The organism is Paraburkholderia sp. J8-2, assembly GCF_905220195.1.
Classification (GTDB): Bacteria; Pseudomonadota; Gammaproteobacteria; order Burkholderiales; family Burkholderiaceae; genus Paraburkholderia.
In genome coordinates, this window is sequence record NZ_CAJMZA010000002.1 from 118248 (window position 1) to 139029 (window position 20782).

The window sequence follows — 20782 nt, forward strand, 5'->3', positions numbered from 1 at the left end:
GCGGCAGATGAACGATCACATGCAAGTCCCAGGCATGCCCGACGCCGGTGAAACCGCGGGTGCAACCACAGCCGCCGCACGCGGCGGCTGCCCGTTCGGACACGGCGCGGTCGCGCCGACGGCGCAAGCGCCCGAACAAGCGGCGCAAGGCGAAGGCTGGCACGACGCGCAACTCGACTTCTCGAAGTCGATGAGCTACGGCGACTACCTCGCGCTCGACGCCGTGCTCAATGCGCAGCACCCGCTTTCGCCCGACCACAACGAGATGCTGTTCATCGTGCAGCATCAAACGAGCGAGCTGTGGATGAAGCTCGCGCTCTACGAGCTGCGCGCGGCACTCGCCAACGTGCATCGCGACGCGCTGCCGCCCGCGTTCAAGCAGCTTGCGCGCGTCTCGCGCATCATGGAGCAGCTCGTGCAGGCGTGGAACGTCCTCTCGACGCTCACGCCCTCCGAGTACACGGCCATGCGGCCGTACCTGGGCGCGTCGTCGGGCTTCCAGTCGTACCAGTACCGGCAGATCGAATTCCTGCTCGGCAACAAGAACGCGCAGATGCTCAAGCCGCACGAGCATCGGGGCGAGATTTTCGAGCAGGTCAAAGCGACGCTCGAAGCGCCCTCGTTCTACGACGAAGTGATTCGCCTGCTCGCGCGGCGCGGCTTTGCCATCGCACCCGAGCGCCTGAACCGTGACTGGTCGCGGCCGACCGAACACGACCCCACGGTCGAGGCGGCGTGGCTCGAGGTGTATCGCAATCCTTCGGAGTACTGGGATTTGTACGAAATGGCCGAAGAACTCGTCGATCTCGAAGACGCGTTCCGTCAATGGCGCTTTCGCCACGTGACGACGGTCGAGCGCATCATCGGCTTCAAGCAAGGCACGGGCGGCACGAACGGCGCGCCGTATCTGCGCAAGATGCTCGACGTCGTGCTGTTCCCCGAGCTTTGGCACGTGCGCACGGTGCTGTAACGCATTTCGCTACGCCCAAACGAAAAATGCCCGCCATCGATGGCGGGCATTTTTTTGCGCGGCAACGCGTGAGGCTTAGACCACCACGGTCTGCGCTTCGCCTTCCTTGCTTTCGCGCACCACGCCGATCTTCCACACTTGCTCGCCCGCAGCGGCCAGCAGCGCAAGAGCCGCATCGGCTTGATCCGCCGCCACGATCACGGCCATGCCAATACCGCAGTTGAATACGCGGTGCATTTCCGCATCGGCCACGCCGCCGTGCTGTTGCAGCCACGTGAAGAGCGGCGGCAGCGGCCATGCCGCGTGATCCAGCTCAGCCGTGAGGCCTTCGCGCAGCACGCGCGGAATGTTCTCGACGAGGCCGCCGCCCGTGATGTGCGCCATGCCCTTCACGGTGATGGTTTCCATCAGCTTGAGCAGCGGCTTCACGTAGATGCGCGTGGGGGCCATCAGCGCGTCGGCGAGCGAGCGGCCGTCGAAGTCGGCGGCGAGGTCAGGCTGTGCGCGCTCAATGATCTTGCGCACGAGCGAGAAGCCGTTCGAGTGGATGCCGCTCGAAGCGAGACCGAGCACCACGTCGCCCGGGACGATCGTGCTGCCGTCGATGATCTTGCTCTTTTCGACCGCGCCCACCGCGAAACCGGCCAGATCGTATTCGCCGTCGGGGTACATGCCCGGCATTTCGGCCGTTTCGCCGCCGATCAGCGCGCAGCCCGACAGCTCGCAGCCTTGCGCGATGCCCTTCACGACGGTGGCCGCCGTATCGACGTCCAGCTTGCCGCAGGCAAAGTAGTCGAGGAAGAACAGCGGCTCGGCGCCCTGCACGAGGATGTCGTTCACGCTCATCGCGACGAGATCCTGGCCGACCGTGTCGTGTTTGTTCAGATGAAATGCGAGGCGCAGCTTGGTGCCCACGCCGTCGGTGCCCGAGACGAGCACGGGCTCCTTGTACTTCTTCGGCACTTCGAAGAGCGCGCCGAAACCGCCGATGCCGCCCATCACGCCTTCGCGCAGGGTCTTCTTCGCAAAGGGCTTGATGCGGTCGACGAGCGCGTCACCCGCGACCATGTCCACGCCCGCGTCGGCGTAAGAGAGGCCTTGGGGCTGATTAGCGGGGCCGGATTTCGGTTGATTCATGGGGAAGCGCCAGAAGGTCGGTAAAATGCGATTTTAACCGATTGACGGCGCCCCGCCGCCGCGGGTGGAGCGAGATTTGGAACGCGCCTCGCTTGACGCCCCACCACCGGAAACCGAGTTTTGCCGCAGAACACACTGTATTTCGCGCAGTACCCGCGTCGGGCCGCAATCTGGACCGGGATCGCGCTCGCCCTCGGCCACGTGCTGCGGCGCTCGCGGCTCAGTGATCTCCGCAGATCTCAGCGCAGTTCTCGCGAGAGCACGCTTTACTAGAACCGATTCCGTCCAGACACACCGTGCAGCGACAGTTAACGCTCGATCTCGGCACCCCGCCGCCATCGACCTTCGACAACTTCCATATCGGCGCCAACGCCGAGCTGGTCGCGCGCCTGCGCGGTCTGGACGCGGCGCTCACCGCGTGCCCGGTCGCCGATCGCACGTTCTACGTCTGGGGCGAACCGGGCAACGGGCGCAGCCATCTGCTGCACGCGCTCGCCGACGAGGCGCCGCCGGGCCACGTGCGCTATCTGGGCCCGCAAAGCGCGCTGGCCGCGTTCACGTTCGATCCGCGCGTGACGATCTACGCGGTGGACGACTGCGATTCGCTCTCGGGCGCGCAGCAGATCGCGCTCTTCAACCTGTTCAACGAGGTGCGCTCCTACCCGAGCTGCGCGCTCGTCGCGACGGGCAACGCGCCGCCCATGGGTCTCGCCGTGCGCGAGGACCTGCGCACGCGCCTCGGCTGGGGCCTCGTGTTCCACCTCGCGCCGCTCTCCGACGAAGGCAAGGCGGCGATCCTCAAGCTCGCCGCACGCGAGCGCGGCATTGCGCTCGCCGACGACGTGCCCGCCTACCTGCTCACGCACTTCCGGCGCGACATGCCGAGCCTCATGGGCCTGCTCGACGCGCTCGACCGCTTCTCGCTCGAACAGAAGCGCGCGGTGACGCTGCCCCTCTTGCGCACGATGCTCGCCAACGGCGTGGGCGATCTGGTGAGCGTAGCGAGCACGCCGGCGACAGACGATGCGCTTCCCGGTGAAGAACCGACGCCAACGAACGAAGCGGCACAAGCGGACGAAGCAGACGAAGCAGACGAACGCGACGCGGCTCCGGATGAAGAAATCGTGGCGCAGGCGCAACTCGCCGGTCTCGATGCGCCGACCGCGCCGCCTTCGCCCGCGGCAGAGCCCGACGACGACGCCCAGCCCTACGAAGCGCCGAAAGCACCGGCCCTGCAGGCACGCGCACAGGCGCCCGTGCCCTTCGACAAACCGACCGACAACGTCGAAGGCGAATTAGGGGCCAAATACCGTCACGTCGTCCACAAGGAACTGGGCACGGACCTCAAGGGCGAAGTCGAAGCCGACGTGAGCAACGAAATGACCGGCGAGCTGCGCGGCGATCTCGATCCGCCGGGCGGGAGCGCCGCCAGCGGGGCAAGCGTCGCCGTGAGCACCGGTGAAGCGCCGCAAGAAACATCGGCGCAAGCGCCGGCAACGCCCGATCCGTCCCACGTGCAAGACAGCGAATCGTCCGCCGCAAGCGAGACGCCTCCCGCACCCGAATCCCCCGCGGACCCCGCCGCGCCGACGCCGCCCGCCGGCGGCGGCAACGGCGTCCCCCGCTTCAAGTAAAATGAGCGCCCATGGCTAACCTTGCACTTTTTGACCTCGATCACACCCTGATCCCCACCGACAGCGACCACGAATGGGGCCGCTTCATGGTGAAGCTCGGCATTGTCGACGGCGAGCGCTTTGCGGAGCAAAACGACCGCTTCTATGCCGACTACAAGGCCGGCAAGCTCGACATCCACGCGTACCTCGTCGCCATGCTCACGCCGCTCGCGAAATATTCTCGCGCGCAGTTGAAGGAATGGCACGACCAGTACATGCACGAGGTGATCAAGCCGACCATCCTGCCGAGCGCGGTCGAACTCGTGAAGAAGCACAAGGAAGCGGGCGATCTTTGCTGCGTGGTCACGGCCACCAACGAGTTCATCACGGCGCCCATCGCCGAGGTGTTCGGCGTGGACAAGCTGATCGCGTGCGAAGTCGAAACCGTGGACGGCCATCCGGCATCGGCCTTCACCGGCCGCCCGACGGGCACGCCGAGCTACCGCGAAGGCAAGATCGTGCGTGTCGAAGCCTGGCTCGCGTCGCTTGGCAAAAGCTGGTCGGACTTCGAGCACAGCTACTTCTATAGCGACTCGCACAACGACATCCCGCTGCTCGAAAAAGTCACCGACCCGATCGCCACCAACCCCGACGACACCCTGCGCGCTCACGCGCAACAAGCGGGCTGGCGCATCCTCGATTTGTTCCAAGCCCAGTGATCAAGAAACTCATCCGCAAGCTGTTCGGCCAGGACGACGCCGAAGCGGCGCAAGACACCGAAGCCCCCGCCGCCGATCCGCACACGGCCTCGCATGAAGGCGCGGCCGCCGCTGCCGGCGCGACCCGCGCGCGCCGCAAACCGGCCAGCGCGCAGAAAACGTCGAAGCCGCGCGGCAGCAAAGGCGCGCCCGATCCGGCCACGCCCGTCATCCTTTCCGCCGACGTCCACGGCATCAACCCCGCGCTCATCTCGCGCAACGCCGTGCGCGTGACCGAAGGCCTGCAGCAAGCGGGCTTCCGTGCGTTCATCGTGGGCGGCGCGGTGCGCGACCTGCTGCTCGGCGTCGCGCCGAAGGACTTCGACGTGGCCACCGACGCCACGCCCGACCAGGTGCAGAAGCTGTTCCGTCGCGCGCGCATCATCGGCCGGCGCTTCCAGATCGTGCACGTGCAGTTCGGCCAGGAAATCATCGAGGTCTCGACGTTCCGCGCGCTGGTGGACGCCCCGCCCGCCGATGCCGCGCCCGCTCCGGCGCCCGCGAAGCGCATGCGCCGCGACGAGCTCGACCGCAAGACCCACGCCGTCGATGCGAGCGGCCGGGTGCTGCGCGACAACGTCTGGGGCGAGCAGCACGAAGACGCCACGCGCCGCGACTTCACGATCAACGCGATGTACTACGATCCGGCCACGCAGACGGTGCTCGACTATCACAACGGGATGGCCGACATGCGCGCGCGCCTGTTGCGCATGATCGGCGACCCGGCCACGCGCTACCGCGAAGACCCGGTGCGCATGATGCGCGTCGTGCGTTTCGCGGCGAAGCTCGGCTTCGAGATCGAGGAGAATACGCGCGAGCCGATCACGAAGCTCGCGGACCTCATCAACAACGTGCCTGCGGCGCGTCTGTTCGACGAGATGCTCAAGCTGCTGCTCTCGGGCCACGCGCTCGAGTGCCTGCGGTGGCTGCGCAAGGAAGGCCTGCATCATGGCCTCCTGCCGCTCCTCGACGTAATTCTCGAGCAGCCGCAGGGCGAGCGTTTCATCACGCTCGCGCTCTCAAACACCGACGCGCGCGTGCGCGCGGGCAAGCCGGTGTCGCCGGGCTTCCTGTTCGCCACGCTGCTTTGGCACGACGTGCAGCAGCGCTGGCAACAGTACACGGCTGCGGGCGAAATCCCGGTGCCGGCGCTGCATCGCGCGATGGACGACGTAATCGACGCGCAAACAGAGAAGCTCGCGATCCATCGCCGCTTCTCGTCGGACATGCGCGAGATCTGGGGCCTGCAGCTGCGCCTTGAAAAGCGAGGCCGCGGCGCGCTCAAGCTGCTGGAACACCAAAGATTTAGAGCAGGGTATGATTTCCTCCTGCTGCGCTGCGAATCGGGCGAACTGGACGCCGAAATCGGCCAATGGTGGACGGACTTCATTTCCGGCGATATCGCCGCGCGCGAGGCGCTGCTCTCGCAGGGCGGCAAGGAACGCTCGCCGCGCAAGCGCCGCCGCCGCGGCGGCGCGAAAAGCCGCAGAACGGGTGAAGGTGCTGCGTCGGAAGCCGACGCAGGCGGTGACGAGCAGGAAGCCAGCAGTGCAGACTATGACGGCCACACCGGTCCGCATGAGGACTGACGCCGTGCGGCGTCGCGGCAAGCCGCGATGCACATGTGTCGAACAGCAACAAAAGTCGCAGGAAGTGAAGCCATGACGGTTGCCTGGCTGGGAATTGGCGCGAATCTGGGGGATGCGCGCCAAACCCTCAAAGACGCGGTGGTGTGCCTCGCACAACAGCACACCCTCACCGTCGTCGCCAAATCGAGTCTGTACCGCACCGCGCCCATCGACGCGGGCGGCGACGACTATTACAACTGCGTCGTGAAGATCGAGACGAGTCTCGACGTTCACGCGCTGCTCGCGCTTTGCCAGCGCGTGGAGCATCACTTCGGCCGGGAGCGTCCCTTTCGCAACGCGCCCCGCACGCTCGACATCGACATCCTGATTTACGGCAGCGCCTCCATCGACGAAACCGACCTTGTCGTGCCGCATCCGCGCATGACGGGCCGCGCATTCGCACTCGTGCCGCTCGTCGAGATCGATCCCGAACTCGTGATTCCGGGCCTGGGGCCTGCCAGCGCGTTTCTCGCCGCCGTGGCCGACCAGCGCATCGAGAAGGTCAAGCCGCTGTGCCAGTGCATGGGCACAGCGCCCGCGCCGGATACGCCGCCCGCCGGCAACTGCCGATGAGCACGGCCCCCCTGCCCGTCGTCAGCGCGCGCGCCACGCGGCCCGCGGCGCTCCAGTACATCGTCATCGAAGGGCCGATCGGCGCGGGCAAGACCACGCTCGCCACGCGCCTCGCCGAACGCTGGTCGATGCAGACCCTCTTCGAATCGAACGCAGACAATCCGTTTCTGGAACGCGTCTATCGCGACAGCGCGCCTTCGTCGCATGCGCTCGCCGCGCAGTTGCATATCGCCTTGCAGCGCGAGCAGCTGTCGCGCGAAGTGGCCATGCGCCGGGCAACGAACGCGCCGCTCGTCACGAACTTCCTCGCTGAACGCAACGACCTCTTCGCACGCCTCACGCTCGCTGAAGACGAACTGCCGCTGTACCGCGCGCTCGCCTCGCGTTTGACTTCGTCCGCGCCTGCACCCGACCTCGTGGTCTACCTGCAGGCGAGCCCCGAGGCGCTCTACGCGCGCATCCAGAAGCGGGCGACACCGCGCGAGCTGCCTATCTCGAGCGCCTTCCTGCGTGCGCTCTGCGACAGCTACAACGATTTTTTCTATCATTACGATCATGCGCCGGTGCTCACCGTCGGCGCGGAACATCTGGATCTGCTCGATTCCGATGCGGACCTCGCGCTCGTTGCCGAACGTATCGAGACGATGCGCGGCCGCAAGGAATCCTTCGTCAAGGGCACGTCGCTATAGCCGTTTCAACGGCTCGATCGACTCGATCGATCGAACGAGCGGCGCAGCCCCTCCCCGTTTTTCCCTTTCCCAACGGATTTCCCCATGACTTACCTGCAGGAAACGAGCCGCAGCGCGGTCACCGTGCCCAAACTCCAGGCCATGCGCGACGCCGGCGAGCGCATCGCCATGCTGACCTGCTACGACGCGAGCTTCTCGGCGCTGTGCGACCGCGCGGGCGTCGATACGGTGCTGATCGGCGACTCGCTCGGCAACGTGCTCCAGGGCCACAGCACGACGCTGCCCGTCACTATCGACGACATCGCGTATCACACGGCGTGCGTGGCGCGTGTGCAAACCAAGGCACTGATCGTTGCAGACCTGCCGTTCGGCACCTTCGGCACGCCCGAAGACGCGTTCGCGAACTCGGTGAAACTCATGCGCGCCGGTGCGCAGATGGTGAAGATCGAGGGCGGCGAATGGCTCGCGCCCACGGTGAAGATGCTCGTGGAGCGCGCCGTGCCCGTGTGCGCGCACATCGGCCTTACGCCCCAGTCGGTGCATGCCTTCGGCGGCTTCAAGGTGCAGGGCAAGAGCGATGCGGCCGCCACCCAGCTGATTCGCGACGCACTCGCGCTGCAGGACGCGGGCGCTCAACTCGTGGTGATCGAGGCCGTGCCCGCGGGGCTCGGCGCGGAAGTCACGAAGCAGTTGCGCATTCCGACGATCGGCATTGGCGCGGGCGTGGACTGCTCGGGCCAGGTGCTCGTGCTGCACGACATGCTCGGCATTTTCCCCGGCAAGCGGCCGCGCTTCGTGAAGGATTTCATGGCAGGTCAGCCCGATATCGAATCGGCTGTACGCGCGTATGTGCAGGCGGTGAAGGAAGGCACGTTCCCTGGCCCGGAACACGTGTTCTGATCCGGCGATTTTGCTTCGCAGAAAAAAAAGCGCGCTCCAGATTGAGCGCGCTTTTTATATGGTGCGTTCTATGGCTGCTTCATCGCTGCAAGCGCGCCGGCACCGCGCCACGCAGCGCGTTCGTCAGCATCAAGGCTTCGGCGTTGAGCACATCGTCGCACGTAAGCACGCGCTCTTGTGCGCCGAACGTCTCGTCGTCGAGCAGCACGCTGCGCATCACGCCCGGCAGCACGCCCGAGGCGAGCGGCGGCGTGAACCACTTGCCGTTCAGCTTCACGAAGACGTTCGAACGGCCGCCTTCGGTCAGCTCGCCGCGCTCGTTGAAGAACAGCATGTCGAAGCCGCCCAGCGCTTCGGCCTCGCGCCATGCGCGATCGAATTCGGCGCGGCGTGTGGTCTTGCGCAGCAACAGCGCGTCGGCGGATTCGATCGGCGCAAAACCGTGGTCGGGCGCGAGCAGCACGCCCACGATATCGTGCGCGAGCGCGGCGAGCGGCGCGCTCGTCAGCGTGGCCGCCCCGCTCTTGCCGAGCGCGAGGCGCATACGGTGCGGCGCGTGATCGTCTGCAAACGTGGCGCAAGTTTCGTCGATGCGCGCGCGCATGGCTTGCACGTCGCATGGGAAACCGAACCACGCAGCACTCGCCGCGAGCCGCGCGAGATGACGCTCCACGTGGCGCACGCCGCCAGCACGTGTCGCATACATTGTTTCGAAGCATTCGATACCCGGATCGGCATCGGTCAGAAAACGGGCCTTCAAGCGGCACTCCTCGTATTCGTCGGCGGCCACGCTGTCGAGCACAATGCCCGCACCTACACCCATTTCGCCGCGCCGCGCGCCTCCCGCGCCCCTGGAAGGCGCATCGAGTGTCAACGTGCGGATCACGACCGAGAGGCAAAAGTCGCCGCAAGTCTCGTCTGCCGCCGGCGCTTCGAGCCAGCCTATCGTGCCCGTGTACAGCCCGCGCGGCGCATGCTCGAGTGCTTCGATCAGCTCCATCGTCCGGTGCTTGGGCGCACCCGTGATCGACCCGCACGGAAAGAGCGCGCGCATGGCGTCGGCGAATGTCGTGCCTTCGCGCAGCGTCGCTTCCACTGTCGAGGTCATCTGCCAGACCGAAGCATAGGGCTCCACGCTGAAGAGCGCCGGCACGCGCACCGAGCCGGTTTGCGCGACGCGCGAGAGGTCGTTGCGCAGCAGGTCGACGATCATCACGTTTTCAGCGCGGTTCTTCGGATCGCTCGCGAGAAAACGCGCGGCGGCGGCGTCTTGCTGCGCGTCGGCGCAACGCGCCGCCGTGCCCTTCATTGGTTTCGCGCGCAACGTTTCGCCGCGCTTCTCCACGAATAGCTCCGGCGAACACGAGAGCACCCAACGATCGCCCGGCAACGCGATCAGCGCGCCGTAACGCACACGCTGACGCTCACGCAAGCGGCGGTAAAGCGCGAGCTGCGAACCATACGCCTCGAAGCCGAGCCGATATGTATAGTTGATCTGATACGAGTCGCCCGCGCGCAAGGCGTCCTGCACGGCGGCGATGTCCTGCTCGAAGCGCGCGCGATCGACACCGATCGTCACGCCCGCCACGCCTGCCGGCGCGGGTGCCTCGTTGCCCTCTTGCGCCGCGAGCCACGCATCGGCCTCGTCGCGCGAGCGCTTTTCGCAGCGTTCGAACAATAAAAAACGCAGCGCGGCGTGGCCGTGCTGCGTTTCGATGGATGAAGCTGTGTCGCGTTTCGTGAATTCGAGCGCGCGCCCGAACTCGTAGTCGCCAATCACGAGCGCGTGAAGTCCCGCGTTCAGTTCAGCGTTGACTTGCGAACACACCGCGTCGAGATCCGCGGCGCGCTCGCAGGCAAGCTCGCGCACGAACCCCGTGTAGAGGCGGCTCGAGCGGTTGTCCGCAGTCGAGTCGCCGTCGTCGAGCAGCGCGAAAATTGCGGCACCCGCCGCGCCGCCAGGATTGACTGCCATTGCGCTAACTACCTGCCATTGACCTGCTTACTGCATGGTGACGCCGGAAAAGCGCATCAGTCGAAGAAGCTCTTCACGCGGTCGAACCAGCTCTTGCTCTGCGGGCTGTGGCGCGAACCGCCTTCCACGAGCGACTTTTCGAACTGCTGAAGCATTTCGCGCTGGTGATCGGTGAGCTTGACCGGCGTTTCCACCTGGACGTGCACATACAGATCGCCGGCGATGCTCGAACGCAGACCCTTGATGCCCTTGCCGCGCAAACGGAACGTCTTGCCCGACTGCGTGCCTTCGGGCACCGTGAAGGTCGCGCGGCCCGCGAGCGTCGGCACTTCGATCTCGCCGCCGAGCGCCGCCGTGGTGAACGGAATCGGCATCTGGCAGTGGAGGTCGTCGCCGTCGCGCTCGAACACCGCGTGCTGCTTGATGTGAATCTCGACGTACAGATCGCCCGACGGTCCGCCATTGATGCCTGGCTCGCCGTTGCCGGCCGAGCGAATGCGCATGCCGTCGTCGATGCCCGCCGGAATCTTCACTTCCAGCGTCTTGGTTTCCTTCACCTTGCCCGCGCCGTGACAGTTCGTGCACGGCTCAGGAATGTAGGAACCCGTGCCGTGGCACTTCGGGCAGGTCTGCTGAATGCTGAAGAAGCCCTGCGACATGCGCACCGAACCCGAACCATGGCAGGTCGGGCAGGTTTCGGGCTTCGTGCCGGGCTTCGCGCCGGAGCCGTGACAGACTTCACAGCCGCTCCAGCCCGGTACGCGAATTTGCGTCTCGTAGCCGTGCGCCGCCTGCTCCAGCGAGATTTCCATGCTGTAGCGCAGGTCCGCGCCGCGATACACCTGCGGGCCGGCGCGCTGGCCGCCGCGTGCGCCGCCTGCGGCCTGGCCGAAGATATCGCCGAAGATGTCGCCGAAAGCGTCCGCGAAACCGCCGAAACCCTGCGCGCCGGCTCCGCCCATATTGGGATCGACGCCGGCGTGGCCGTACTGGTCGTAAGCCGCGCGCTTTTGCGAGTCCGACAGCATTTCATAGGCCTCTTTGGCCTCCTTGAAATGCTCTTCCGCATCCTTGTTGTCCGGATTGCGGTCGGGGTGGTACTTCATCGCGAGCTTGCGATACGCCTTCTTGATTTCGTCGTCGCTCGCGTTCTTCGCGACGCCCAGAACCTCGTAGTAATCCCGTTTCGCCATATCGGTTCAACGCCGGCCTCGCGCTTCACGGCGCGCGCCGGCTCCTCTTGAATGCTGGATCTCGTGACCCGTTTGCCGTTCCTTTGAACATCCGCACGGACGCTTCTTGCGCCGCGGCGGCCCCTGAAAGAGAACGGCCTCCATAAAACAAATGTGCCCGGAGAGCCGGATGGCTCGCCAGGCGCTGCAATGCTGACACGCATCGTAACCGATGCGGCCGCTTTCGTAGCACCACGACCGTTCGCTGATCAGGCAGAACGGTCATGGCCGCCACGAACCGGCTTAGTCCTTCTTGACTTCCTTGAACTCGGCGTCGACCACGTCGTCGGCGTTGTTCTGCGCGCCTTGTTCGGCTGCACCGGCCCCTGCTGCACCCGCACCCGCTGCACCGGCCGCGCCGGCTTGCTGAGCCTGCATGTCGGCGTACATCTTTTCACCGAGCTTTTGCGAAGCGGTGGACAGCGCCTCGACCTTCGCCTCGATCGTCGCCTTGTCGGCCGACGAGCTCTTCAGCGTTTCTTCGAGGTCCTTCAGTGCGGCTTCGATCTTTTCCTTTTCGGAGGCGTCGATCTTGTCGCCGTACTCGGCCACGGCCTTCTTCGTGCTGTGCACCAGTGCGTCGCCCTGGTTGCGCGCGTCGGCCAGCTCACGCAGACGGTGATCCTCTTCCGCGTTCGCTTCGGCGTCCTTCACCATCTTTTCGATTTCGGCTTCCGACAGACCCGAGTTCGCCTTGATGGTGATACGGTTTTCCTTGCCGGTCGCCTTGTCCTTCGCGCCCACGTGCAGAATGCCGTTCGCGTCGATGTCAAAGCTCACTTCGATCTGCGGCACGCCGCGCGGTGCGGGCGGAATGCCTTCGAGGTTGAACTCGCCCAGCAGCTTGTTGCCCGCCGCCATTTCGCGTTCGCCCTGGAACACCTTGATCGTCACGGCCGACTGGCTGTCGTCCGCCGTCGAGTACACCTGAGCGTGCTTGGTCGGGATCGTGGTGTTCTTGTTGATCATCTTCGTCATCACGCCGCCGAGCGTCTCGATACCGAGCGAAAGCGGGGTGACGTCGAGAAGCAGCACGTCCTTGCGGTCGCCCGACAGAACCTGGCCTTGAATCGCGGCGCCAACGGCCACGGCTTCGTCCGGGTTCACGTCACGGCGCGGGTCCTTGCCGAAGAACTCCTTCACCTTTTCCTGCACCTTCGGCATACGCGTCTGGCCGCCGACGAGAATCACGTCGTCGATGTCGCCGACCTTCACGCCTGCGTCCTTGATCGCGACGCGGCACGGCTCGATGGTGCGCTCGATCAGGTCTTCGACCAGCGCTTCCAGCTTGGCGCGCGTGATCTTCAGGTTCAAGTGCTTCGGACCCGAGGCGTCCGCCGTGATGTACGGCAGGTTGATTTCGGTCTGCTGGCCCGACGACAGTTCGATCTTGGCCTTTTCCGCAGCTTCCTTCAGGCGTTGCAGCGCGAGCACGTCCTTCGAGAGGTCGACGCCCTGCTCTTTCTTGAACTCGCCGATGATGTAATCGATGATGCGCTGGTCGAAGTCTTCGCCGCCGAGGAACGTGTCGCCGTTGGTCGAGAGCACTTCGAACTGCATTTCGCCGTCAACGTCCGCGATTTCGATGATCGAGATGTCGAACGTGCCGCCGCCGAGGTCGAACACGGCGATCTTGCGGTCGCCCTTTTCGGCCTTGTCCAGACCGAACGCGAGCGCGGCTGCCGTCGGTTCGTTGATGATGCGCTTGACTTCCAGACCGGCGATACGGCCGGCGTCCTTGGTTGCCTGACGCTGGCTGTCGTTGAAGTACGCGGGAACCGTGATCACGGCTTCGGTGACCGGCTCGCCGAGGTAGTCTTCAGCGGTCTTCTTCATCTTGCGCAGCACTTCAGCCGAAACCTGCGACGGCGCGAGCTTCGAGCCATGCGCTTCGACCCATGCGTCGCCGTTGTCGTGCTTGACGATCTTGTAGGGCATCAGGCCGATGTCCTTCTGCACTTCCTTCTCTTCGAAGCGGCGGCCGATCAGGCGCTTGACTGCATACAGCGTGTTGCGCGGGTTGGTGACCGACTGGCGCTTGGCCGGCGCGCCGACCAGCACTTCGTTGTCGTCCATGTAGGCGATGATCGACGGCGTCGTACGAGCGCCTTCCGAGTTCTCGATCACCTTGACCTGATTGCCTTCCATCAGCGCCACGCACGAGTTGGTGGTGCCGAGGTCGATACCGATGATTTTGCCCATTTTTCTCAAATCTCCAGATTTTGATCGCTGTGCGGACGCCGCTTTCGCGCTGCGCAGGTAACTGCATGCTCGAGCCGCGTTTTCCCTTGTGCGCGGCTGGCGTCCACTTCAATACGGAACTGCTGCCCAAATAAGTGCCGTTACGGCGATTTCAAGAGGTTTGGGCTATGCGTTCCATCATTTTTTTCAATTGCGGGGCCCTTTTGCTGCCTTCAGGCCGTCGCATTTATTACGTTTCCCTTACTTCGGTGCCGAAACGGTCACGAGCGCCGGACGCAGCACGCGGTCGGCGATCACATAGCCCTTTTGCAGCACGCTGACCACCGTGTTCGCTTCTTGCTCGGACGGCACCATCGAGATGGCCTGGTGACGGTGCGGGTCGAACTTCTCGCCAACGGGGTTGATGGCGAGGACACGGCCCTTCTCGAGCGCGCCGGTCAGCTGCTTGAGCGTGAGCTCGACGCCTTCGTTGACCTTGGCGAGGTCGTCCGAGTTATGAGCGAGCGCGGCTTCGAGGCTGTCCATGACCGGCAGCAGATGTTCGGCGAAGTTTTCGATGGCGAACTTGTGCGCCTTGGCGACGTCTTCCTGCGCGCGGCGGCGGACGTTCTCCGTCTCGGCCTTGGCCCGCACGAACGCGTCCTGCAATTCGGCGACCTTAGCCTGCGCTTCGGCCAGCGCGGCCTCGGCAAGGGCCGCGGCGTTCTGGTCCACGCCGCCTTGGGCTGCCTGCTCGGCCGCCTCAGCCGCTTGCGGCTGGGCTGCTGCTTGCGACGCCTCGTCCGCGGGCGTGGGGTTCTGGCTCGTCGGGTTCTCTTGCGTGTTTTCCATGTCGCTGAACGTCGTTGAATAGTGAAAAAGGGAACAAAGCGTCGGGCGCCGTTTCGCGGCCCTCCCTGCTACACCGGCGACCGTTGCGCCGGCGCGACATTGGCTTTGTACATTGCGACAGCACATGGGTGCCGGATCGCTTGTTTCAAGAGGCTCCCGCGGCTTTTTTATACAGAGATCAAAGCCGCGAAACTGCCTGTAACAATCATTACTGCACCGCCGCAAAAATGAAATTGAGTACGGGACATCCCTGACCTACACTCAGGAACAGGTGCTGCTCACGGCGCGTTTACCCTGAGCCTGGCACCGCACCGAATGGGCCTGCGGTCAGCAAATTTGTTTAGCGGCTTCGCTGCACATAAAAACGCTAACCGGGCCCCGAAACTGGCCGTTTTGCCGCGATCCCAAGGGGAGTACCGTGAAACTGACCTTTGCCATATCGGTGGTCGCGCTGGTACTCATCGCCGGAACTACGACCATCTGCATGTCGGGCGCCGTGAACGAAAACACGACGGAATACGGGGGCGTGCACGCTACGATGGAAGCGCTGTTCAACCCTCACGCGAAAATTTGTCGATAGTACGGCGGTCGCGCTTGGTCGGCCTGCCTTGCAACACGGCAGCCGGTTCGCGAAAGAGCCGGCGCCGCTCCTGCTCCGCCGCGCGCCTCTCGCGCCCGGCCTCGGTTTCCGCGTAAAGCGTTTGCGCGATGCTGGCCGGGCCGCGCACCTCGCAAATTCCCAGCACCTGCACTTCCCACACCACGTGATCGATCTCGATTTCGACGAGGTCGCCCACGCGCACGTCCTTCGATGCCTTCACGGCGTCGCCGCCAATGCGCACGTGCCCCTTGCCTACGGCGTCCGAGGCGAGCGAGCGCGTCTTGAAGAAGCGCGCCGCCCATAGCCATTTGTCGATGCGCAGCCGCGCGCCAGGTTCAGTCGAAATCTTGTAGTTCATCAGAGGCTTTCCGCAATGCGCCGCTCAATCTGCAGGGTCACGCCACCGCACCGGCCGGCGCCGCGGCCTGCACCGGCCAGCCCTGCAGGTGTTGCGCAACAATTTCGCCCAGCGCCGCGATCCACGCGTGCGAAGCGTTCAGGCACGGGATGCGATGGAATTCCTTGCCGCCGCCGTGCAGGAATTCGTCGCGCACTTCCATGCCGATTTCCTCGATGGTTTCAAGGCAATCCGCCGTGAAACCGGGGCAGAACACGTCGGCGCGGCGCACGCCGCCGGCGCCCAGTTCCCGCAGCGTGGGCGCCGTGTACGGCTGCAGCCACTGCGCACGCCCGAAGCGCGACTGGAAGGTCACCCGGCATTCGATCGGCGTCAGCTCCAGCGCGTGCATGAGTAGCGCGGCCGTTTGCTGGCACTGGTCGTGGTACGGGTCGCCCAGATCGAGCGTGCGGCTCGGCACGCCGTGAAAGCTCAGCACGAGGCGGTCGCCCGCCGCGAAATTGGGCTTGCCGTGCGCATGCCAGTACTGATGCACCTGGGCCGCGAGCGCCGCGATATACGCCGGATGGTCGTGGTAGCCACGCACCGTGCGAACTTCCGGCTGGTTGCGCATGCGGCGCAGCGCGACGAAGGCCGCGTCGAACGCCGTGGCCGTGGTCGACGCCGAATACTGCGGATACATCGGCACGAGCAGGATGCGTTCCGCGCCCGCCAGCTTGAGCTGGTTCAGCATCGCCGGGATGTCGGGCGTGCCGTAGCGCATCGCGTAATCGACGAGGACCGTGTAGTCGTTGATCTGCAGCAGATGGCGCAGGCCCTCGGTCTGCTTTTGCGTGTGCACGCGCAGCGGCGAGCCCTCGGGCGTCCAGACCGCCGCGTACTTCTTCGCCGACGAACGGCCGCGAAACGGCAGGATCAACGCGCGCAGGATGACCTGCCAGATCGGGGCCGGAATCTCGACCACGCGCGGATCGGACAGAAACTGCGCGAGATAGCGGCGCACGGCGCGCGGCGTGGGCGCGTCCGGCGTACCCAGGTTGATGAGCAGCACGGCGACGCGATGCGCCGCGGCGGACTGCGAAGGCCGCTCCAGGTCGAAACGCATAGGCGATCAGTGGCGCCGCGCGAGTGCGCAGCAACGGTTACACGAAACAATCATTATAGCGGGCGGTCCTGGCGGCCCAAACCGGCCCGCGCCGGTCGCCGTGCGTTGTCAGGGGTTGCCTGAGTTTGCCTGGCATTGGCCATTCGGCCGATGGCGCGCGGCAAGCGTTTCGGGGATGATCTTCGGAAAGACAGGTGTGCCTGATAGCCGATGCAGCGGGCCGGTGGCGGCGCTCAGTTCTGGCTGAGCGTGAGCGAGAGCAGGCGCGCGGTGATATCGACGATCGGAATCACCCGGTTGTACGCCATGCGCGTCGGCCCGATCACGCCGAGCGTACCGACGATCTTGCCGTTCACCTCGTAGGGCGCCGTCACCACGCTCATTTCCTCGATCGGCACGAGTTGGGACTCGCCGCCAATGAAAATCTGCACGCCCTGCGCGTGGCTCGAGACGTCGAGCAGCTGCAGGAGGCTGGTTTTCTGGTCGAACACGTCGAAGAGCTTGCGCAGGCGCGCCATGTCCGACGAAAGATCGGCCACTTCGAGCAGGTTGCGTTCGCCGGAAATGAGCAAGGTGTCACCGCTTTCGGGCTCTTCGGTGCTCGCGGTCACGGCCGCGTGCATGAGCGAGGTCATGTCGCCGCGCAGCGCGTCGATTTCCTCGCGCAGGCGGCGGCGCACCTCGTCGAACGACAGGCCAGCGAAGTGCGCGTTGATGTAATTCGAAGCTTCGACGAGCTCGGAAGGCGAGAAGTCGCGCTGCGTCGCCATGATGCGGTTCTGCACATCGCCTTCGGGCGTCACGATGATCAGCAGGATGCGCTTGTCGGACAGGCGCATGAACTCGATCTGCTTGAACACGTGGCTGCGCCGGGGCGTCAGCACCACGCCCGCGAACTGCGAGAGGTTCGAGAGCACGCTGGCGGCGGCCGCCACCACCTTCTGCGGCTCGCCGGGGCGTAGCGTGGTCTTCACCGCGCGCGTCACCGCGTCGTCGTCGGAGCCGGGCTCGACGGTGAGCATGGTGTCGACGAACAGGCGATACCCGCGCGGCGTGGGCACACGCCCCGCCGACGTATGCGGGCTGGACACGAGACCCAGCTCCTCGAGGTCAGACATGACGTTGCGGATCGTCGCCGGGCTCAATTCCAGGCCGGAATAGCGCGACAGCGTGCGCGAGCCGACCGGCTGACCTTCGGCGATGTAGCGCTCGATCAGCGTTTTGAGGAGGGTTTGTGCGCGAGGATCTAGCATGACTCAAAATTTTAGCCTAACGGCGGGTTGGCCGCGAGTGCGCCGCCAGACCGGGCCTGGCGGGCGTACCTTCGGCTCGGGGTGCGGCGCCCCGGTACTTCGCGCGATAGCTCGCGCCTTGTCATCGCCGTGTCACCGGCGGCGGGCTGGAAGGCGCGGCGCGCAAGGCCCGGCGGGCCTGTCCCGGTCTGCGCCAGGTTCTTTTCGCGACGTGACTATGGTGTAATGCCGGCATGCAGATCCAGAAGATCCAGAGCCAGTTCAAGACTGTTGCGCTCGTTGGGCGCAGCAATACGCCAGGCATCGCCGAGCCGCTGATGGCGCTCGCCCAGACCATTTCGAAGCGCGGCTTCGAGGTCGTGTTCGAAGCGCAGACCGCAGAGGAAATCGGCACGCAAGGCTATCCCGCGCTGCAACCCGCCGAGATCGGGGCGCGCGCGGACGTGGCTGTCGTGCTCGGCGGCGACGGCACGATGCTCGGCATCGGCCGCCAGCTCGCGCCGTACCGCACGCCGCTCATCGGCATCAACCATGGGCGGCTGGGCTTCATTACCGACATCGCGTTCTCCGAGATGCAGGAAGTCGTGCCGCAACTGCTCGCGGGCTCGTTCGAGCGCGAGGAGCGTTCGCTGCTGGAGTCGCGCATCACGCGCGACGGCGACCCGATCTACCACGCGCTAGCCTTCAACGACGTGGTCGTGAACCGCAGCGGCTTTTCCGGCATGGCCGAGCTGCGCGTGAACGTGGATGGCCGCTTCATGTACAACCAGCGCTCGGACGGTTTGATCGTCGCGACGCCCACCGGCTCGACCGCTTACGCGCTCTCGTCGCAGGGGCCGATCCTGCATCCGCAGCTGCAAGGCATCGTGCTCGTGCCGATCGCGCCGCACGCGCTCTCGAACCGCCCGATCGTGCTGCCCGACGACTCCAAGGTGAGCATCCAGATCGTGGCGGGGCGCGACGTCAACGTGAACTTCGACATGCAATCGTTCACGGCACTCGAACTGAACGACGTGATCGAGGTGCGCCGCTCGCGCCACACGGTGCCCTTCCTGCACCCGGTCGGCTATAGCTACTTCCGCACGCTGCGCAAGAAACTGCACTGGAACGAGCACCCCTCGCTGCAGGGCGATCCGGAGGACTAAACCCGCGTCTTCGCGTGAAGCGCGCGTGGTCGTTGCCACGCAGTTGCCATGCAGTTGCCACGCCGCCAGCAGTCCCACGGTAACCCAAGCCAACCAAAACAAGCAGAACCAGACGCCATGCTTCGCCATCTTTCGATTCGCGACTTCGTGATCGTCGCGGCGCTCGACCTCGAATTCGACAGCGGCTTCACCGTGTTTTCCGGCGAGACGGGCGCGGGCAAGTCGATCCTGATCGACGCCCTCGCGCTCACGCTCGGCACGCGCGCCGACGCGAGCGTCGTGCGCACGGGCGAGAGCCGCGCCGACATCACCGCCGAGTTCGATGTGCCGCCGCACGCAGCGCTTTGGCTCGACGAGCAAGCACTCGCGAACGGGGACGGCGAGCAGACCGTCATGATGCGCCGCGTGGTGGATAGCGGCGGGCGCTCGCGCGCCTTCATCAACGGGACGCCCGCGACGCTCGCGCAGTTGCGCGAACTGGGCGAAATGCTCGTGGACATCCACGGCCAGCATGCGCACCAGCTGCTCATGCGCCCCGACGCACAGCGCGAACTGTTCGACACGCACGCAGGCCTCACGGATCTCGCCGCAACCGTCACGAGTGCGTGGCGCGACGCACGCGATGCACGTCTCGCGCTGCAAAGCGCCATGTCGCGCGACCGCGAATTGCAGCTCGAGCGCGAGCGCCTTGCGTGGCAGCTCGCCGAACTCGACAAGCTCGCGCCGCAGCCGGGCGAATGGGAAGAAGTGAACGCGGAACACGTGCGGCTTTCGAACTCGGCCAACCTGATCGAAGGCGTGCAAGGCGCGCTCGTGGCGCTGTCCGAATCCGACGAGGCGATGCTCTCGCAGCTGAACTCGATCGTCTCGAAGCTGCGAAGTCTCGCCGAGGTCGACGCCGAACTCAACGACGCGCTCGCAGCGCTCGAACCGGCCGCGATCCAGATCCAGGAAGCGGCGTACTCGCTCTCGCACTACGCGCAGCGTCTCGATCTCGATCCGCAACATCTCGCGCAGGTTGAACGGCGCCTCGACGCGCTGCATTCGACGGCGCGCAAGTTCCGCCTCCCGGCAGAAACGCTGCCCGAGGAACACGCGGCACGCCGCCAGCAGCTAGCGGCGCTCGACGCCGCGGCCGATCTCGACGGCCTGCGCGCCGCCGAGCAGAAGGCGCAGGAAGCGTATCTCGTACAGGCACGCCAGCTTTCGAAGGCGCGCGCCAAGGCGGCGAAGGCGCTCGGCGCGGCGGTCACGCAGGGCATGCAGGAACTGTCGATGGCGGGCGGCAGCTTCGAAGTCGCGCTCGTGGCGCTTGGCAACAGTTCGACTGGCGAGCCGATCGGCGGCGCGCACGGTCTGGAGCAGATCGAATTCCGCGTGGCGGGCCATGCCGGCGTGCCGCTGCGCCCGCTCGCGAAGATCGCCTCAGGCGGCGAACTCGCGCGCATCAGCCTCGCGCTCGCCGTGATCGCGAGCGCGGCGAGCCCCACGCCCACACTGATCTTCGACGAAGTCGATACGGGCATTGGCGGCGGCGTGGCCGAAGTGGTCGGGCGTTTGCTGCACCAGCTCGGGCGCGCGCGCCAGGTGCTGTGCGTCACGCACTTGCCGCAGGTCGCGGCGCGCGGCGATCACCACTTCCAGGTGGCGAAGTCCGGCGACGGCAACGGCGGCACAGTCTCAGCCGTCACGCCGCTCGACAAGGGCGGCCGCGTGGAAGAAGTCGCGCGCATGCTGGGCGGGCTGGAGATTACCGCGACCACCAGGCGGCATGCGAAAGAGATGTTGGCAGCTTGAAGAAGGCTGTGCCTC

16 protein-coding genes and 1 pseudogene are annotated in these 20782 nt (G+C 65.5%); 9 read left to right on the plus strand and 8 right to left on the minus strand.

What is annotated here, in order from left to right:
* Positions 1-7: 7 nt before the first annotated feature.
* A complete protein-coding gene (gene kynA / locus U5A52_RS05835; RefSeq protein WP_321913100.1) occupies positions 8-970 on the plus strand; it encodes a tryptophan 2,3-dioxygenase in 963 nt (320 codons plus the stop codon).
* A gap of 75 nt (positions 971-1045) precedes the next feature.
* Here the strand turns inward: kynA and purM are convergent, their stop codons facing one another.
* Complete coding sequence (gene purM, locus U5A52_RS05840) at positions 1046-2107, minus strand: phosphoribosylformylglycinamidine cyclo-ligase (RefSeq protein ID WP_321934243.1); 1062 nt, start codon at positions 2105-2107, stop codon at positions 1046-1048.
* A 296-nt stretch (positions 2108-2403) separates the two neighbouring features.
* Here purM and hda point away from each other — a divergent pair.
* The 6 genes and pseudogenes from hda to panB form a co-directional block, all read left to right on the plus strand.
* A pseudogene (hda, locus tag U5A52_RS05845) lies at positions 2404-3144 on the plus strand (DnaA regulatory inactivator Hda); the annotation flags it as partial.
* Between the two features lie 608 nt (positions 3145-3752).
* Complete coding sequence (locus U5A52_RS05850; RefSeq protein ID WP_321913102.1) at positions 3753-4439, plus strand: HAD family hydrolase; 687 nt, start codon at positions 3753-3755, stop codon at positions 4437-4439.
* Entirely contained in the window at positions 4436-6067 is a 1632-nt protein-coding gene (gene pcnB, locus U5A52_RS05855) for a polynucleotide adenylyltransferase PcnB (protein WP_321913103.1), read from the plus strand. The genes U5A52_RS05850 and pcnB overlap by 4 nt, the downstream gene beginning before the upstream one ends.
* 72 nt (positions 6068-6139) lie before the next feature.
* On the plus strand, positions 6140-6679 hold the full coding sequence (gene folK, locus U5A52_RS05860) for a 2-amino-4-hydroxy-6-hydroxymethyldihydropteridine diphosphokinase (RefSeq protein ID WP_321913104.1): 540 nt from the start codon (positions 6140-6142) through the stop codon (positions 6677-6679).
* Complete coding sequence (locus tag U5A52_RS05865; protein ID WP_321913105.1) at positions 6676-7368, plus strand: deoxynucleoside kinase; 693 nt, start codon at positions 6676-6678, stop codon at positions 7366-7368. Before folK ends, U5A52_RS05865 begins: the two co-directional genes overlap by 4 nt.
* A gap of 84 nt (positions 7369-7452) precedes the next feature.
* The gene (gene panB / locus U5A52_RS05870) at positions 7453-8268 is read left to right on the plus strand and encodes a 3-methyl-2-oxobutanoate hydroxymethyltransferase (RefSeq protein ID WP_321913106.1); all 816 of its coding nucleotides are present in this window, start codon (positions 7453-7455) and stop codon (positions 8266-8268) included.
* Between the two features lie 79 nt (positions 8269-8347).
* On the opposite strand, the gene pabB is transcribed toward panB, so the two are convergent.
* From pabB to hrcA, 7 genes are all read right to left on the minus strand, one after another.
* Entirely contained in the window at positions 8348-10243 is a 1896-nt protein-coding gene (gene pabB / locus U5A52_RS05875; protein WP_321934244.1) for an aminodeoxychorismate synthase component I, read from the minus strand.
* A 56-nt stretch (positions 10244-10299) separates the two neighbouring features.
* Positions 10300-11436: a molecular chaperone DnaJ gene (dnaJ, locus tag U5A52_RS05880; protein WP_321913108.1), complete on the minus strand. Its 1137-nt coding sequence runs from the start codon at positions 11434-11436 to the stop codon at positions 10300-10302.
* Between the two features lie 282 nt (positions 11437-11718).
* Positions 11719-13677 carry a molecular chaperone DnaK gene (gene dnaK, locus U5A52_RS05885; RefSeq protein WP_321913109.1) on the minus strand — a complete coding sequence of 653 codons (1959 nt, stop codon included), beginning with the start codon at positions 13675-13677 and terminating at the stop codon, positions 11719-11721.
* Between the two features lie 240 nt (positions 13678-13917).
* Complete coding sequence (gene grpE, locus U5A52_RS05890) at positions 13918-14508, minus strand: nucleotide exchange factor GrpE (RefSeq protein ID WP_321934245.1); 591 nt, start codon at positions 14506-14508, stop codon at positions 13918-13920.
* A gap of 551 nt (positions 14509-15059) precedes the next feature.
* Positions 15060-15467 (minus strand): RNA-binding S4 domain-containing protein, encoded by a 408-nt coding sequence (locus U5A52_RS05895; RefSeq protein ID WP_321934246.1) that lies wholly within the window; start codon positions 15465-15467, stop codon positions 15060-15062.
* Positions 15468-15504: 37 nt separating this feature from the next.
* Positions 15505-16572, minus strand: coding sequence for a ferrochelatase (gene hemH / locus U5A52_RS05900; RefSeq protein ID WP_321913112.1), 1068 nt, complete (start codon positions 16570-16572; stop codon positions 15505-15507).
* A 233-nt stretch (positions 16573-16805) separates the two neighbouring features.
* Positions 16806-17825: a heat-inducible transcriptional repressor HrcA gene (gene hrcA / locus U5A52_RS05905; protein ID WP_321913113.1), complete on the minus strand. Its 1020-nt coding sequence runs from the start codon at positions 17823-17825 to the stop codon at positions 16806-16808.
* Positions 17826-18058: 233 nt separating this feature from the next.
* On the opposite strand from hrcA, the gene U5A52_RS05910 reads away from it, so the two are divergent.
* Together U5A52_RS05910 and recN are read left to right on the plus strand one after the other, a co-directional pair.
* Positions 18059-18970: an NAD kinase gene (locus tag U5A52_RS05910; protein WP_321913114.1), complete on the plus strand. Its 912-nt coding sequence runs from the start codon at positions 18059-18061 to the stop codon at positions 18968-18970.
* 117 nt (positions 18971-19087) lie between these two features.
* A complete protein-coding gene (gene recN / locus U5A52_RS05915; protein ID WP_321934247.1) occupies positions 19088-20767 on the plus strand; it encodes a DNA repair protein RecN in 1680 nt (559 codons plus the stop codon).
* The last annotated feature ends 15 nt before the right edge of the window (positions 20768-20782 follow it).